Consider the following 15,595-nt stretch of genomic DNA (forward strand, 5'->3'; position numbering starts at 1 on the left):
AGCTATGGACAGACTGATCGAAAGGTTTTAATGTCGTGCACAGTACCTAGCTGTCTCGACGAGGCGACCCGCCCCGCACCGCCCGCCTCGTCGAGGCGCAGCATCCCCCGCTCGGCATCCGGCGCGACGCGCGCCCGGTCCTGGCTGCGCGCGTCAGGAAGGACAGCACAGCATGTCCAGCCATCACCACCCCCGTGCCCGACGACCATTCGCCGCTGCCGCAGCGCTGCTGCTCGCGGCCACCGCCGGCACCGTCACAGTGGCCACGGCGCCCGTCCCGGCGTCCGCCCACCCGATCACGGTGAGCGACTTCCAGCAGGTCGAACTCGCCCGCGGCGTCGCCGAGACCGGCGAACCGATGTCCCTGGCGGTGCTGCCCGACCGGTCGGTCCTGCACACCGCCCGCAACGGCACGCTGCGCCGCACCGACGCGGCCGGCGCCACCACAGTCATCGGCACGCTGCCGGTCTACACCCACGACGAGGAAGGGCTCCAGGGCGTCGGCGTCGACCCCGGCTTCGCCTCCAACCGGCACATCTACCTCTACTACGCGCCGCCGCTGTCCACCCCGGCCGGGGACGCGCCCGCCACCGGCACCGACTTCTCCGCCTGGCAGGGCGTCAACCGGCTCTCCCGGTTCACGCTCAACGCCGACTTCACGCTGAACCAGGCCAGCAAGGTCGACGTGCTCGACGTACCGGCCGACCGGGGGCTGTGCTGCCACGTCGGCGGCGACATCGACTTCGACGCCGCCGGCAACCTCTACCTGTCCACCGGCGACGACACCAACCCGTTCGACTCCGCCGGCTACGCCCCGATCGACGAGCGCACCAACCGCAACCCCGGGTACGACGCGCAGCGCAGCGCCGGCAACACCAACGACCTGCGCGGCAAGATCCTGCGGATCAAGGTGAACGCCAACGGCACGTACTCGATCCCGGCCGGGAACCTCTTCGCGCCCGGCACCGCGCGGACCCGCCCGGAGATCTACGCGATGGGCTTCCGCAACCCGTTCCGGATCAGCGTCGACAAGGCCACCGGCGTCGTCTACGTGGGCGACTACGGGCCCGACGCCGGCACCACCACGGCCCGCGGCCCGTCCGGGCAGGTCGAGTTCAACCGCGTCACCGGGCCCGGCAACTACGGCTGGCCGTACTGCACCGGCACCAACACCGCCGCCGAGACGTACGCCGAGTGGGACTTCGCCTCCGGCACCGCCGGACCGAAGTACAACTGCACCGGCGGCCCGACGAACAACTCGTTCCGCAACACCGGCCTGACCACGCTGCCCGCGGCGAAGCCGTCCTGGATCCGCTACGCCGGTGACGCGGGCAGCCCGCCCGAGTTCGGCGGCGGCTCCGAGTCGCCGATGGGCGGCCCGGTCTACCGGTACGACGCGGCGAACCCGTCCACCACGAAGTTCCCGCAGTCCTTCGACGGGCAGTTCTTCGCCACCGAGTTCGGCCGGGGCTGGATCAAGCCGATCCACGTCAACGCCGACGGCTCACCCGGCACCATCGACACGTTCCCGTGGGCCGGCAAACAGGTGATGGACTCCGCGTTCGGCCCGGACGGCGCGTACTACGTGCTCGACTACGGCACCGGCTACTTCAACGGCGACGCCAACTCGGCGCTGTACCGCTTCGACTACCTGGGCGGAGCCAACCGCGCCCCGGTGGCCCGCGCCGCCGCCGACCGGACCTCCGGCGCCGCGCCGCTCGCCGTCGCGTTCTCCTCGGCCGGCTCGTCCGACCCGGAGGGCGGCGCGCTCACGTACGCCTGGACGTTCGGCGACGGCGGCACCTCCACCGCGGCGAACCCCTCGCACACCTACACCGCGAACGGCAGGTACACCGCCACGCTCACCGTGCGCGACCCGCAGGGCGCCACCGGCACCGCGAGCGTGACGGTCACCGTCGGCAACACCGCCCCGACAGTGGTCATCGAGACGCCCGGCAACGGCAAGCTGTTCTCCTTCGGCGACACGGTGCCGTTCCGGATCACCGTCACCGACCCGGAGGACGCCACCATCGACTGCACGAAGGTCAAGATGACCTACGTGCTCGGCCACGACCAGCACGGCCACCAGATCACCTCGGCGACCGGCTGCACCGGCTCGATCGCCGTGCCCGTCGACGGTGAGCACGACGACGCGGCGAACATCTTCGCGGTCTTCGACGCCGAGTACACCGACTCCGGCGGCCTCACCACGCACACCCAGCACACGCTCCAGCCCCGGCACCGGCAGGCCGAGCACTTCGCCACCTCCGCCGGGATCAACACGTTCGACAAGGCGACCGCCGAGGGCGGCAAGACCGTCGGCGACATCCAGAACGGGGACTGGATCGCGTTCCGGCCGTACCTGCTCGCCGACGCCACCGGGTTCACCGCCCGGGTGTCGTCCGCCGGAGCCGGCGGCACGCTCCAGGTGCGGGCCGGCTCGGCCACCGGCACCGTGCTCGGCTCGGCCACCGTCCCGGTCACCGGCGCCTGGGACACGTTCACCACTGTGACCGGCACGATCGCCAATCCGCCGGCCGGCACCACCACGCTCTACCTCACGTTCGCCGGGGGCAGCGGGGCGCTCTACGACCTGGACGCGTTCACGCTCACCACGTCGGCCGTGCGCACCGGCCCGGTGAAGGGCCTGGCCGGCAAGTGCCTGGACGTGCGCAACGCCGCCACCGCCGACGGCACGCAGATCCAGCTCTACACCTGCAACGGCACGACGGCGCAGTCGTGGACCGTGACGCCGAACGCCACGGTGAAGGCGCTCGGCAAGTGCCTCGACGTCTCCGGTGGCGCCAGCGCGGACGGCACCAAGATCCAGCTGTACACGTGCAACGGCACCGGCGCCCAGAACTGGTCGGCGCAGGCGGACGGAACGCTGCGCAACCCGTCGTCGGCCAAGTGCCTGGACGTGTCCGGCAACAACTCGGCCGACGGCACGGCGGTGCACCTGTGGACGTGCACCGGTGCGGCGAACCAGCGCTGGACCCTACCCTGAGGATGAAGGAGAACCAGATGAAACTCCTGCGTACCGCACTGGGGGCGGTGACCGCCGTCCTCACCGCCATCGCCTGCACCGTCCCCGCGGGCCCGGCCACCGCCGCCGACGCCCCCTACGACGTGCTGGTCTTCTCCAAGACCGCCGGCTTCCGCCACGACTCCATCGCCACGGGCGTGCAGGCCGTACGCGAGCTGGGCACGGCGAACAACTTCACGGTCACCGCGACCGAGGACGCCGCCCAGTTCACCACCGCCAACCTGGCCCGCTTCGAGGCGGTGATCTTCCTCAACACCACCGGGGACGTCCTCAACGCCACCCAGCAGTCGGCGTTCGAGGCGTACATCGGCGCCGGCGGCGGGTACGTCGGCGTGCACTCCGCCGCCGACACCGAGTACGACTGGCCGTTCTACGGCAACCTGGTCGGCGCCTGGTTCGCCTCCCACCCGGCGATCCAGCCGGCCACCGTCAAGGTGGAGGACCGGGCGCACGCGGCCACCGCGCACCTGCCGCAGCAGTGGAACCGCACCGACGAGTGGTACGACTACCGCTCCAACGCGCGCTCCACCGCGCACGTGCTGGCCAGCCTCGACGAGTCCTCGTACTCCGGGGGTTCGATGGGCGGCGACCACCCGCACGCCTGGTGCAAGACGTACAGCGGTGGCCGGTCCTTCTACACCGGCGGCGGCCACACCCAGACGTCCTACGCCGACACGGCGTTCCGCAACCACCTGCTCGGCGGCATCCGCTACGCGGCCGGGCGCACGAAGGCCGACTGCCGGCCGGAGACCGGCTACACCGCGCTCTACAACGGCGGCACCACCGGCTGGTCGCAGGCCGGGCCGGGCAGCTTCACCAACGCCGACGCAACGCTCACCTCGGTCGGCGGCATGGGCCTGTACTGGTACAGCGCGAAGCAGTTCACCAACTACTCGCTGAAGCTGGACTGGCGGCTGGCCGGGGACGACAACTCGGGCGTGTTCGTCGGCTTCCCGCCGTCGAGCGACCCGAACTCGGCTGTGGACAACGGCTACGAGATCCAGATCGACCCTACCGACGCGGCCGACCGGACCACCGGCGCGATCTACGGCTTCAAGTCCGCCGACCTGGCCGCCCGGGACGCGGCGCTCAACCCGGCGGGAGAGTGGAACACCTACGAGATCCTGGTCGAAGGGGAACGGCTCCAGGTGTTCCTCAACGGCGTACGCGTCAACGACTTCACGAACACCGACCCCGTGCGGTCGCTCGCCGGGCACGTCGGCATCCAGAACCACGGCACCGGCGACGACGTGTCCTTCCGCAACATCCGCATCAAGGAACTGGGCGGGACGCCGCCGCCGACCGGCAACACCACCGCCCAGGCCGAGGCGTTCGGTTCGGCCAGCGGCGTCAGCGCGTACCCCAAGGCGGGCGCCAACGGCGGCCAGACCCTGGGGTACGTGGACCCGGGCGACTGGGCCGCGTACCCGGGGCTCGACCTGACCGGTGTGACGTCGCTGCGTGCCCGGGTGGTCTCCGGCGGCCCCGGCGGCACGCTCCAGGTGCGGACCGGCTCGCCGACCGGGCCGGTGCTCGGCCAGGTGGCGGTGCCGAACACCGGCAGCTGGACCACGTTCGCCGACGTGTCCACAGCGCTGACCGGCGTGCCGTCCGGTACGCAGACAGTGCACCTGACGTTCAGCGGCAGCGGCACCGGGCTGTTCGACGTGGACGACTTCACGCTGGTCCGCGGCACCGCAAGCGGCGGCACCGGCCCGATCAAGGGGCTGGCCGGCAAGTGCCTGGACGTGCGCAACGCCTCGTCGGCGGACGGCACCCAGATCCAGCTCTACACCTGCAACGGCTCGACGGTGCAGACGTGGACGGTGACGCCGAACGGGCCGGTCAAGGCGCTCGGCAAGTGCCTGGACGTCTCCGGCGGCGCCAACGCGAACGGCACGAAGATCCAGTTGTGGTCGTGCAACGGAACGGGCGCGCAGAACTGGTCGGCGCAGGCGGACGGAACGCTGCGCAACCCGTCGTCGGGCAAGTGCCTGGACGTGTCCGGCAACAACTCGGCCGACGGCACGGCGGTGCACCTGTGGACGTGCACGGGTGCGGCGAACCAGCGCTGGACCCTGCCCTGAGGTAGGCCATAGAGTGGAGGCGGCGACCGCGAGGTGGCCGGTGACCCGGCGGGAGGCGCAACCCGCCCGGGAGACAGACGCTCCGGCGTCCACCGGTGCCATCAGGCCGCCGCCTCCGGTCGTCCTCGCCCCGGTCCGCGACGGAATCCCCCATCACCACAGGGGAGAAGGACAATGGCGCGACCCATCACGCTCTTCACCGGCCAGTGGGCCGACCTTCCGTTCGACGAGGTCTGCCGGCTCGCCGCCGAGTGGGGCTACGACGGACTGGAGATCGCCTGCTGGGGCGACCACTTCGAGGTGGACAAGGCGCTCGCCGACGACTCGTACGTCGAGCGCAAGCGGGCCACCCTGGCCAAGCACAACCTCCAGGTGTTCGCCATCTCCAACCACCTGGTCGGGCAGGCCGTCTGCGACCACCCGATCGACGAGCGGCACCAGGACATCCTCCCGGCCCGGATCTGGGGCGACGGCGAACCGGAGGGCGTGCGGCAGCGGGCCGCCGAGGAGATCAAGGACACCGCCCGGGCGGCGGCGAAGCTCGGCGTACGCACTGTCGTCGGCTTCACCGGCTCGTCCATCTGGCACACCCTCGCCATGTTCCCGCCGGTGCCGCCGGCCATGATCGAGCGCGGATACCAGGACTTCGCCGACCGGTGGAACCCGATCCTGGACGTCTTCGACGAGGTGGGCGTGCGGTTCGCGCACGAGGTGCACCCCAGCGAGATCGCGTACGACTACTGGACCACAAAGCGCACGCTGGAGGCGATCGGGCACCGGCCCGCGTTCGGGCTCAACTGGGACCCGTCGCACTTCGTCTGGCAGGAGCTGGACCCGGTGAACTTCATCTTCGACTTCGCCGACCGGATCTACCACGTCGACTGCAAGGACGCGAAGGTCCGTACCGGGGACGGCCGCCGTGGTCGGCTCTCCTCCCACCTGCCCTGGGCCGACCTGCGACGCGGCTGGGACTTCGTCTCCACCGGGCACGGCGACGTGCCGTGGGAGGACTGCTTCCGGGCGCTGAACGCGATCGGCTACGACGGCCCGATCTCGATCGAGTGGGAGGACGCCGGCATGGACCGCCTGGTCGGCGCGCCGGAGGCGCTCCAGTTCGTCCGCCGCCTGGCGTTCGACGCCCCGTCGGCAGCCTTCGACGCCGCCTTCAGCAGCCGCGACTGACCCTCCCCCCGCCCCCGCCCCCGCCCTCCGCGCCCGCCCCGCCCTCCGCGCCCGCGATCTTGCAGTTGCGGCCCCGTCAAAACGGGAATAAGCGGCATCACGCGGGCCGCAAGTGCAAGATCGACGGGGTGGGGCGGGGGCGGGGTGGGGCGGGCGCGGTGGGGGTCAGCGGGCGGCGTAGGCCTGGTCGCTGACCAGGTGCGCCGCCCCGACCAGGCCGGCGGTGTCGCCGAGGTCGGACAGGACGATCGGCAGGCTGCCGGTGGCCAGCGGCGTGGAGCGCCGGTAGACCACGCCCCGGATCTCAGCGAGCAGGACCGGCCCGATCCCGGCCGGCGCGCCCCCGATGATGACGATGGCCGGGTTGACGAAGCTGACCAGGCCGACCAGCACCTGCCCGAGGCGGCGGGCGGCGTCGCGGACGATGGTCTGCGCCGCCGGGTCGCCCTCGGTGGCCGCCCCCGCCACGTCGGCCGCCGACAGCGTCCCGGCCTCGGCCAGCCGGTCCGCGAGCACCGTCGAGCGCCCGGCCCGCGCGGCCGTCACCGCCTCCCGCACCAGCGCGGCATCCCCGCAGTACGCCTCGACGCACCCGTTGTGGCCGCAGCCGCAGAGCGGCCCGTCCTCGCTGAGCTGGAAGTGGCCGATGTCGCCGGCCCCACTGGCCGCGCCCCGGTAGAGCGAACCGGCGAGCACCAGCCCGCAGCCGACCGCGTCGCCCAGCTTGACGGCGAGGAAGTCGTCGAACGGGCGGCCGGTGCCGGCATGTCGTTCGCCGAGGGCCATCGCGTTGGCGTCGTTGTCGACCTGCACCGGGCAGCCCAGTTCGGCGGCGAGCGTGTCGCGTACCGGGAAGCGGTGCCAGCCGGGCAGGGCCGGCGGGGACACGGGCGTGCCGTCGCGGACCTCGACCGGCGCGGGCAGCGCGACACCGACGCCGGTCAGCGACGTCAGCCCCGCCTCGGCCCGCAGCTTGCTGAGCAACTCGACCATGCGGGCGACCACCACGTCCGGGCCGAGCCGGACGTCCACCGGCTCGTCGTGCCGGGCCAGCGGGTTCAGCTCGCCGTCGGTGAGCGCGACCCGCAGCGTGCCGCCGCCGACGAGTACCGCGCCGAACCGGACCTGCGCGCCGATGCGCAGCAGCGACGACCGTCGCCCGCCCCGCGAGGCGGCCGGGCCGGCGCTCTCCACCAGGCCCTGCGCGGTCAACCGGTCCACCTCGGCGGCGAACCGGGCCCGGGGCAGGCCGAGGAGGTCGGTCAGCTCGACCCGGGATCGTGGGCCGTCGTCGCGCAGCAGGCGCAGCAGCCGCGCCTGATCCGCCGTCTCCGGTCCGACCATCGGCATGTGGTCACCTCCCCACCGAGAATGTGCCACATCGGTGCCCGCGCACACGGGAGCGGGCCGGTCACCCGAAGGTGACCGGCCCGCTGTCCGCTTGCGTCAGAGCGTGTTGCCGGTGGACGGCTTGGTGCTCGTGCCGGTCGTGCTCGAGCCGGACGCACTGGTCGAGCTGGTCGAGCCCGTGCCGTTGGCGCTACGGCTGCCGACGGCTGCCGGCGTGCCCGCGAACGGCTTGTCGGCCTCGGTCATGCCCGGCTTGCCGCCGTTGCCGGTGGCGAGCTTCTCACCCAGCTTGGTCTGCCCCAGCTTGTCCTTGCTCTCGGAGTAGAGCCGGGTCGCCTGGGCCTGCGCGACCCCGGCCGCCTCCTGGACGGTCGGGTGGTCGAGGACCTTGCGCCCACGGACCACCAGCTCTTCGTACTTCTCCCGGCCGGCACGGGCGCCCAGGACGAATCCCGCAGCCAGCCCGCCAAGAAACATGATCTTTCCGCGCATGGCGGCTCCTTCCGTACCTGACGCTCTTTGCCGATTTCCGCCGGCTCGGCGGAACGACCATCTCGCGCCTGCGTTCTCTGTCGACGGCTAACTACCCATCCTGCTCTCCGCTCATGCCTCCCTGTGCCGAGATGACGATTTGTCCGTAATTCTGGCGCGTCCGCCGGTCCGGTCCCGTCCGGTAACCCCCTGGCGCACCACCCCCGGATGTCCTGTACTCTTGTCCCCGTCGCACGGAGCGGAAAGATCCGGTCCGAGCGGTGCACGGTCCCCTGTAGCTCAATTGGCAGAGCAGCCGGCTGTTAACCGGCAGGTTATTGGTTCGAGTCCAATCGGGGGAGCTTCGTTCCTCGTCACGCCCGTCGGCCCCGCCGGCGGGCGTTCGCCGTTCCGCCCCTTCACGTGTCCCGGCTGCCCGGTTTCCGCCCGCGAGGCATGCTTCGCCCGGCAGGATGGTCGGCGTCGACTTAGACTCCCGCTGCGTCGATTGATGCGTCGATTCGAGGACGGTGGAGATGGCCGCAGGACGCAGCCGCGCGACCGCGACGCTCGTCGCCGTGGCGGTGGTGCTCGGCTGGCTGATCATCGGCGGCGTCGCCGGGCCGTACTCGGGCAAGCTCGGCGAGGTCTCCACAAACGACAACGCCTCCTTCCTGCCGGCCGACGCCGAGGCCACCCGCGCCCAGGACCTGGCCGCCGGATTCGTCGACCGGGAGACCACGCCGGCGCTCGTGGTCTACGAACGCGCCGGCGGCCTCACCCCGGCCGACCAGCAACGGATCCAGGCCGACGCCGCCCGCTTCGCCGACGTGCCCGGCGTGGTCGGCCCGCTGCCGCCACCGATCGTCAGCCAGGACCGGCAGGCCGCCCAGGTGATCGTCCCGATCGACAGCGGCGAAGGCGAACAGATCCGCGCGGTGGTGGAACGCCTGCGCGACATCGCCGGCCCGGACCGCGACGGGCTCACCGTCGACGTGGCCGGACCGGCCGGGCTGCTCGGCGACCTGATCGAGGTGTTCGGCGCGATCGACGGGCCGCTGCTGCTCGTCACCCTCACCGTGGTCCTGGTCATCCTCCTCGTCGTCTACCGCAGCCCGGTGCTGTGGATCTTCCCGCTGCTGGCCGCCGGGATGTCGTACTCGCTGGCGGCCGTCTTCGTCTACCTGCTCGCCGACCACGACATCGTCAAGCTCAACGGGCAGGCGCAGGGCATCCTCACAGTGCTCGTGTTCGGCGCCGGCACCGACTACGCGCTGCTGCTCATCGCCCGCTACCGGGAGGAGCTGCACCGGCACGAGCGGCCCTGGGACGCGATGAGGACCGCCTGGAAGGGCGCCGCGCCGGCCATCGTCGCCTCCGGCGCCACAGTCATCGTCAGCCTGCTCTGCCTGCTGCTGTCCAGCCTCAACTCCAACCGGGCGCTCGGCCCGGTGAGCGCCGTCGGCATCGCCGCCACGCTGCTGGTGATGCTCACGTTCCTGCCCGCGCTGCTGGTCCTCGGCGGCAGGTGGGCGTTCTGGCCCCGGCGGCCCCGGCACGACGAGGCCGACCCGCGCGCCGAGCACGGCATCTGGGCGCGGATCGCCGGCTTCGTGGCGCGCCGCTCGCGTACCGTCTGGATCGTCACCGCTGTCGCGCTTGCCGTGCTCGCGATCGGGGTGACCCAGCTCGGCGCCACCACGCTCGGCCAGTCCCAGCTGTTCACCCAGCGCACCGACTCGGTGGCCGGGCAGGAGGTCATCGACAGGCACTTTCCGGCCGGCACCGGCAGCCCCGCCACCATCTTCACCAGCCAGGGCACCGCGCGGCAGGTCGCCCAGGTGGCGCAGGGCGTCCCCGGGGTGGCCGCGGTCGCGCCGCTCGGCCAGCGCGGCGAGAACGCGCCGCCCGACCCGGCCGCTCCGCCGAAGGTGGTCGACGGGCGGGTGCAGCTCAACGTCACGCTCGCCGACGCGCCGGACAGCAACGGCGCCGAACAGGCCATCCGCGACCTGCGCGAGGCGGTGCACCGGGTGCCCGGCGCGGACGCCGTGGTCGGCGGCTTCACCGCGATCAACGTGGACACCGCCGACGCCTCGGTCCGCGACCGCAACGTGATCATCCCGGTGGTGCTGCTGGTCATCGCGATCATCCTGGCCGTGCTGCTGCGCGCCCTGGTCGCCCCGGTGCTGCTGATCGCCACAGTGGTGCTGTCGTTCCTGGCCACGCTCGGCCTGTGCGCGCTGCTGTTCCGGTACGTGTTCGACTTCCCCGGCGTCGACCAGTCGTTCCCGCTGTTCGCGTTCGTCTTCCTGGTGGCGCTCGGCATCGACTACAACATCTTCCTGATGAGCCGGGTCCGGGAGGAGTCGGTACGCCGCGGCACCCGCGCCGGTGTGCTCGTCGGCCTGGCCGTCACCGGCGGCGTGATCACCTCCGCCGGCATCGTGCTCGCCGCCACGTTCTCCGCGCTCGCCGTGCTGCCGCTCGTGGTGCTCGTCGAGCTGGGCGTGGCCGTCGCCGTCGGCGTCCTGCTCGACACCATAGTGGTCCGCTCGCTGCTGGTGCCCGCGCTCGCGTACGACATCGGCCCGAAGGTCTGGTGGCCGGGCCGGTTGTCGCGGTCGCACCGCGAGGGCGACCGGGCCGGCGCGGGGGTGGACCGTGCCTGACACGGACGTCGTGATCGTCGGCGGCGGCCTGGCCGGGCTCGCCGCCGCGCGGCGGCTGCACCGGGCCGGCGTGCCGTGGCGGCTGCTGGAGGCCGCCGACCGGCTCGGCGGGCGGGTCGCCACCGACCGGGTCGACGGGTTCCTGCTGGACCGCGGCTTCCAGGTGCTGAACACCGCGTACCCGCGGCTCGCCGGCCTGGTCGACGTCGGCGCTCTCGGGATGGGCTGGTTCACGCCCGGCGTGCTGGTGCGCCGCGGCGACCGGCTGGAACGACTCGTCAACCCGCTGCGCGAACCCGCCGGCGCGCCCGCCACGCTCACCGCCGGCATCGGATCACTGACCGACCGGCTGCGCTTCGGCGCGCTCGCGGCCGGCTACGCGACGCTGCCGGTCGGGCGGCTGCTCCACACACCCGAGACCACAGCCGAGAAGGCGCTGCGCCGCGCCGGGCTCTCCGACGCGATCATCGAGGAACTCCTCCGGCCGTTCCTGTCCGGCGTGCTGCTCGACCGCGAGCTGGCCACCTCCAGCCACGTCCTCGCGGTCATCATGCGCTCCTTCGCCCGGGGCCGGATCGGCCTGCCCGCGGACGGCATGGCGGCGCTGCCCCGGGCGCTCGCCGCGCCGCTGCCCGCCGAGCTGATCGACCTGAACACCCCGGTCACCGAGGTCGCGCCCGGCCGCGTCCGCACCCCGTCCGGCGAGATCACCTGCCGCGCCGTCGTGGTCGCGGCCGACCCACCGGCGGCGGCCACGCTGCTGCCCGGGCTGCCACGGGTACGCATGCACGCCTACACCACCTACTACCACCGCACCGGCACGGCGCCACTGGACGAGCCGATCCTGCTGCTCGACGGCGACCGGCGGGCAACGATCGCCAACACGGTGGTGGTGAGCCGGGCCGCACCCACGTACGCCCCCGACGGCCAGCACCTGGTCGCCACCTCGGTGGTCGGCCCGCAGACCCCGCCCGAACCGGTGATCCGCCGCGAGCTGGACCGCCTCTACGGCCGCTCCACCGCCGACTGGACCCACCTCACCACCGTCACCGTGCCGGACGCGCTGCCCGCCGCCCCGCCGCCGCAGGGCCGCCTGCGCAAGCCGGTCGCGCTGGGCGACGGCCTGTACGTGGCCGGGGACCACCGGGACAGCCCGTCCATCCAGGGCGCGCTCGCCAGCGGCTGGCGTACAGCCGGCGCCGTCCTCGCCGATCTCCGGCGCGCGTGAGCCGTTGGCCGGTGGGTTGCGCGTTGTTATCCTCGCGTAGCCCATCGTGCTGTCGCGGTAGTCTTTCCGCCCGGCAGGTGGTGGTCCGCGAAACGATCGGCGGGTTACGATCCGGCGCGGTGACGGGGCGGTAGCTCAGCCGGTTAGAGCAGGGGACTCATAATCCCTCGGTCGCGGGTTCGAACCCCGCCCGCCCCACCAGCCGTTTTCCCAGCTCAGCCATGCTGCTGGCGACCCAGGCGAACCGCGGTTAAAGGAATTCGGCCGCGTGGTCGGTGGCCCATTGCGCGAATGTCCGTGCGGGTCGGCCGGTCAGGCGCGGGACGATGCCTGCCCACTCCTGGTTCGTCGGGGCAGGGTCACGCGCGGACTCCGCCCACATGGTGAAGATCCAGTCGACAAACTTCTCTGGATAGCCGTTGCCGATCCACTCGGCCCGGGCCGCGGCCGGATCGAGCTCCTCGAACCGCACCGTGGCACCGATCGCCGTGCCGATCGCGTGCACCTGCGCCACGGTGGTGAGCGCCTCGGGGCCGGCGAGGGTGTAGGTCCGGCCGGCGTGCCCGTCCTCGATGAGAACTGTCGCGGCGACCGCGGCGACGTCCGCCTCGTGGGTGGGTTGGGTGACCGCAGCCCCGTACGGGCGGCGAACCACCCGACCTTCCTTGATGGACGGGGCCCAGTCCAGCCAGTTCGCGGCAAACTCCCCGGGCCGGACGTGCGTCCACTCCAGACCAGAGTCCTCGACGGCACGTTCGACCGCCAGGTATCCGTCCTCGCTGTCGTCGGTGTCGGCCAGCGCCCCGGACAGCACGACGATGCGCCGCACGCCGGCCCGCTTCGCGACGGTAACTAACTCACGCGCTGTCCGTCCGACAGGGAACAGATACATTTTCTCGACGCCGTTCAGCGACGGCTCCAGCGACGGCGGATCCGTCAGGTCGCCGCCGACGACCTCTACCCCGTCCGGAAGGCTCGCCGCCGACGGCGTCCGCGTGAGTGCGCGGACCCGATGCCCGGTCTTCACCAGTTCGGCGACGACGTGTCGGCCCACCATGCCGGTGGCACCCGTGACCAGAATCGTCATCGCGTCGCCTCGGGCCGGAAGTCGGTGGCGTGATCGTTGGCCCACTGGGCGAACGTGCGCGGTGGCCGCCCCGTCACCCGCAGATAGGTGTCCGTCGGCGGCAACGCACCTGTTCCGTCAACCGCGTCGGCGAGCAGCGCGATCATCCAGTCGGCGGTCTCCTCATCGAAGCCGTCGCGCAGCCACTGCGTGCGCGCCTCGGCCGGATCGAGCTCCTCGAACCGCACCTGCACGCCGATGGCGGCACCGATCGCGGTGACCTGCTCCGCCTGCGAGACCTTCACCGGGCCGGTGACGGTGTACGCGGCACCGACATGGTCGTCGGTCAGCAACGCCGCGACCGCCACGTCGGCCACGTCGGCCTCATGGACCACCGGATAGCCGGCCGACGCGTACGGTTCCCGCACCACCCGCTCGGTTCGGATCCGGTCGGCCCACCGCAGCGCATTGGCGGCCAACAACCCCGGCCGCACATGGGTCCACTCGGCACCCGAGGCCTCCACCAGCACTTCCAGCCCGCGGTGCGCCACCCGCTCATCGGTCAGGTGCCGCCCGAGCGCGCCGTCGCCACCGGTTCCGGGTGTGAACCCGGCCGCCGCCGCGGAGTGCACGACGAACCGGGTGACGCCGGCCTTCAACGCCTCATCAACGAACCCATGGTCGGTCGCGGCGTACGCGAACGGGAACAGGTATACCGACTGCACTCCGTCCAGCACCGCTCGCCAGGTCCCGGGACGTTCGAAGTCTCCCTGGACCACCTCAGCCCTGTCCGGCAGCCGGTGCGTTTGCGGCTGGCGGGTCATCGCCCGCACCGTTCGTCCGGCCCGGACGAGCCCGGCCACCACCTGGCGACCCACGTTGCCGGTCGCTCCGGTTACTAGGATTGTCACGTTGCTCCTTCTCGAATACCTGGAGTGGGGCAATAGACCGCCGCCGCGATTCCACGGCCAATGGCGCGGCGGCGGTCACCACGCAGGCTAGGTCGAAATTCCGAAAGCCGCACATCGTACATGTGTACGAAGCCCGGGCTGCCGCAGTCCGGTCGCGCCGATGTTCCGGAGGTGCGAGCCCCACGCGGTGTGCTCCGCGAAACCCGGCGGAGGACACAGGCTCGACCGCGTCTGTCTAGTCCCACCACATGCTTGACGAATCCGTCCCAGCACATGCTTGACGTTTGGTCAGATTCCGTGGTCGGCCTTGCGGGTCCGTCTGTGCTTCCAGGCGTAGATGAAGGCTGCCAGGCCGATTACGGCGAGTGCACCGGCGATGGCTGTGTGGACGGCGAGTCTGTGTTCGGCTGCGGTGATGTCGGCGGCTTGCTTCTCCAGCATCTCGGGGGTGGGGTCCTGGTAGGGCATCGAGATCCCGGACAGATCCAGGAACGGCAGGCACGGCAGCAGGCACGAGGCGATGAGCAGGAGAACCCCGGCGGTCAGCGCCAGGCGGGCACGCGACATCGCGACAGGCTCTCACGGGGGTCGTCTTCTGCGTTGACCGCCTCATGCCGTGGTCCACCTTGCGGGGCCGGCTGGCTTTGAGGTTGCGGACGGGCTGGTCGGTGGTGCGGCATGGGACGGGCGCGAGGTGCCGTGGTTCATTCTGGTCATCGAGGGAGACGAGGCGCGCTTCGCTGCTAGAACCGCACCCGACCGGGTCGTTCGCGGGTTCTAGCTCTCGCCCGCCCCACCAGTCGTTTCCTCGGCCTTGTCGAGAATCCGCCTCACGGCGGAGGTTCCTGGCGAGCCTTACCAGGAACTCGGCGGGTCGGTTCCGTCGCAAGGGACACCGATACCCAGCCGTACTTGTGCCGTCTGCCCCCGCGACTGAATGGTGAGCGGTAGGCAGGTTGGTCGCGCAACCCACGTGCCGCCGACGAAGGCCAGCCACTCAGGTCGGTCATCGACAGGTGCGCAGGCACGCACATGGGCGCTCACGGCTGGCACCACTGACGAGCCCCATCCGAGACGCGCCTTGTCCTCCCAGCCGGCTGCCACCCGAAGATCAACCACTGCGCCGCCGCGTACGACCAGCCCCCACTTGGCGAACAGCCGGGCTGCCGGGTCCGGTTCCCCCGATTCCTCTGCTTGAAGCACCGGCCGTGCAGGTACTGCAACGTCCTCTCCCACGAGCCGATAACCCGCCGGCGGCTCCTTGATCGCATCGATGGATACAGTGCACGACTCCTGTCCGGCGCTCACGTCAGTCGACGGGGACGCACTGGGGTCAGTGCCCAGAGACGCAGTTGGTGCGGCTGGTCTGGCCTCATCCTGGCTGGAACCGCTTGAGGACGTACAGGCTGCCGGCGCCGCCATCAGGCAGACGCTGAGCGGCCAGCACAACATGCGGCTGGTCCTACGCACGCGCGTCACCTCCTGAACGGCGAGGCTTTCGACGGTAAGGGCGCGACTCGTGAAGCGTCACCGTACCCGAAGGCGGGGTGCCTTCGATGCCGCCGAACGTGATCCCCTGAGC

The 15,595-nt window shown here is 71.6% G+C and carries 10 protein-coding genes and 2 tRNA genes; 7 read left to right on the forward strand and 5 right to left on the reverse strand.

The window, feature by feature from the left end:
• Positions 1–172 precede the first annotated feature (172 nt).
• From ACSDG8_RS24620 to ACSDG8_RS24630, 3 genes are all read left to right on the forward strand, one after another.
• A complete protein-coding gene (locus ACSDG8_RS24620) occupies positions 173–3,007 on the forward strand; it encodes a PQQ-dependent sugar dehydrogenase (protein ID WP_439427263.1) in 2,835 nt (944 codons plus the stop codon).
• A 17-nt stretch (positions 3,008–3,024) separates the two neighbouring features.
• Entirely contained in the window at positions 3,025–5,133 is a 2,109-nt protein-coding gene (locus ACSDG8_RS24625; protein ID WP_439427264.1) for a ThuA domain-containing protein, read from the forward strand.
• A gap of 174 nt (positions 5,134–5,307) precedes the next feature.
• Positions 5,308–6,315, forward strand: a complete 1,008-nt coding sequence (locus ACSDG8_RS24630) for a sugar phosphate isomerase/epimerase family protein (protein WP_210898200.1) — start codon at positions 5,308–5,310, stop codon at positions 6,313–6,315.
• A 165-nt stretch (positions 6,316–6,480) separates the two neighbouring features.
• Here ACSDG8_RS24630 and ACSDG8_RS24635 read toward each other — a convergent pair whose 3' ends face one another.
• A complete protein-coding gene (locus ACSDG8_RS24635; RefSeq protein WP_210893502.1) occupies positions 6,481–7,665 on the reverse strand; it encodes an ROK family transcriptional regulator in 1,185 nt (394 codons plus the stop codon).
• A gap of 96 nt (positions 7,666–7,761) precedes the next feature.
• Positions 7,762–8,157: a hypothetical protein gene (locus ACSDG8_RS24640; protein ID WP_210893504.1), complete on the reverse strand. Its 396-nt coding sequence runs from the start codon at positions 8,155–8,157 to the stop codon at positions 7,762–7,764.
• 268 nt (positions 8,158–8,425) lie between these two features.
• On the opposite strand from ACSDG8_RS24640, the gene ACSDG8_RS24645 reads away from it, so the two are divergent.
• From ACSDG8_RS24645 to ACSDG8_RS24660, 4 genes are all read left to right on the forward strand, one after another.
• Positions 8,426–8,498, forward strand: a tRNA-Asn gene (locus ACSDG8_RS24645).
• A 174-nt stretch (positions 8,499–8,672) separates the two neighbouring features.
• A complete protein-coding gene (locus tag ACSDG8_RS24650; RefSeq protein WP_439427265.1) occupies positions 8,673–10,808 on the forward strand; it encodes an MMPL family transporter in 2,136 nt (711 codons plus the stop codon).
• Positions 10,801–12,036: an FAD-dependent oxidoreductase gene (locus ACSDG8_RS24655; protein WP_116507854.1), complete on the forward strand. Its 1,236-nt coding sequence runs from the start codon at positions 10,801–10,803 to the stop codon at positions 12,034–12,036. The genes ACSDG8_RS24650 and ACSDG8_RS24655 overlap by 8 nt, the downstream gene beginning before the upstream one ends.
• Before the next feature lie 124 nt (positions 12,037–12,160).
• Positions 12,161–12,237: transfer RNA gene (locus ACSDG8_RS24660), tRNA-Ile, on the forward strand.
• Between the two features lie 49 nt (positions 12,238–12,286).
• On the opposite strand, the gene ACSDG8_RS24665 is transcribed toward ACSDG8_RS24660, so the two are convergent.
• From ACSDG8_RS24665 to ACSDG8_RS24675, 3 genes are all read right to left on the reverse strand, one after another.
• Complete coding sequence (locus tag ACSDG8_RS24665) at positions 12,287–13,123, reverse strand: NAD(P)H-binding protein (protein WP_116507852.1); 837 nt, start codon at positions 13,121–13,123, stop codon at positions 12,287–12,289.
• Positions 13,120–14,013 carry an NAD(P)H-binding protein gene (locus ACSDG8_RS24670; protein WP_116507850.1) on the reverse strand — a complete coding sequence of 298 codons (894 nt, stop codon included), beginning with the start codon at positions 14,011–14,013 and terminating at the stop codon, positions 13,120–13,122. The genes ACSDG8_RS24665 and ACSDG8_RS24670 overlap by 4 nt, the downstream gene beginning before the upstream one ends.
• Before the next feature lie 288 nt (positions 14,014–14,301).
• Positions 14,302–14,580: a hypothetical protein gene (locus ACSDG8_RS24675; RefSeq protein ID WP_116507848.1), complete on the reverse strand. Its 279-nt coding sequence runs from the start codon at positions 14,578–14,580 to the stop codon at positions 14,302–14,304.
• Positions 14,581–15,595 lie beyond the last annotated feature (1,015 nt).

The organism is Micromonospora sp. LA-10 (assembly GCF_051853095.1).
Taxonomy (GTDB): Bacteria; Actinomycetota; Actinomycetes; order Mycobacteriales; family Micromonosporaceae; genus Micromonospora; species Micromonospora echinospora_A.

Excerpts from the sequence above, each read along its gene's own strand:
- ACSDG8_RS24620 (WP_439427263.1), top strand. The coding sequence starts at position 173 with ATGTCCAGCCATCACCACCCCCGTGCCCGACGACCATTCGCCGCTGCC.
- ACSDG8_RS24625 (WP_439427264.1), top strand. The coding sequence starts at position 3,025 with ATGAAACTCCTGCGTACCGCACTGGGGGCGGTGACCGCCGTCCTCACC.
- ACSDG8_RS24630 (WP_210898200.1), top strand. The coding sequence starts at position 5,308 with ATGGCGCGACCCATCACGCTCTTCACCGGCCAGTGGGCCGACCTTCCG.
- ACSDG8_RS24635 (WP_210893502.1), bottom strand. The coding sequence starts at position 7,665 with ATGCCGATGGTCGGACCGGAGACGGCGGATCAGGCGCGGCTGCTGCGC.
- ACSDG8_RS24640 (WP_210893504.1), bottom strand. The coding sequence starts at position 8,157 with ATGCGCGGAAAGATCATGTTTCTTGGCGGGCTGGCTGCGGGATTCGTC.
- ACSDG8_RS24650 (WP_439427265.1), top strand. The coding sequence starts at position 8,673 with ATGGCCGCAGGACGCAGCCGCGCGACCGCGACGCTCGTCGCCGTGGCG.
- ACSDG8_RS24665 (WP_116507852.1), bottom strand. The coding sequence starts at position 13,123 with ATGACGATTCTGGTCACGGGTGCCACCGGCATGGTGGGCCGACACGTC.
- ACSDG8_RS24675 (WP_116507848.1), bottom strand. The coding sequence starts at position 14,580 with ATGTCGCGTGCCCGCCTGGCGCTGACCGCCGGGGTTCTCCTGCTCATC.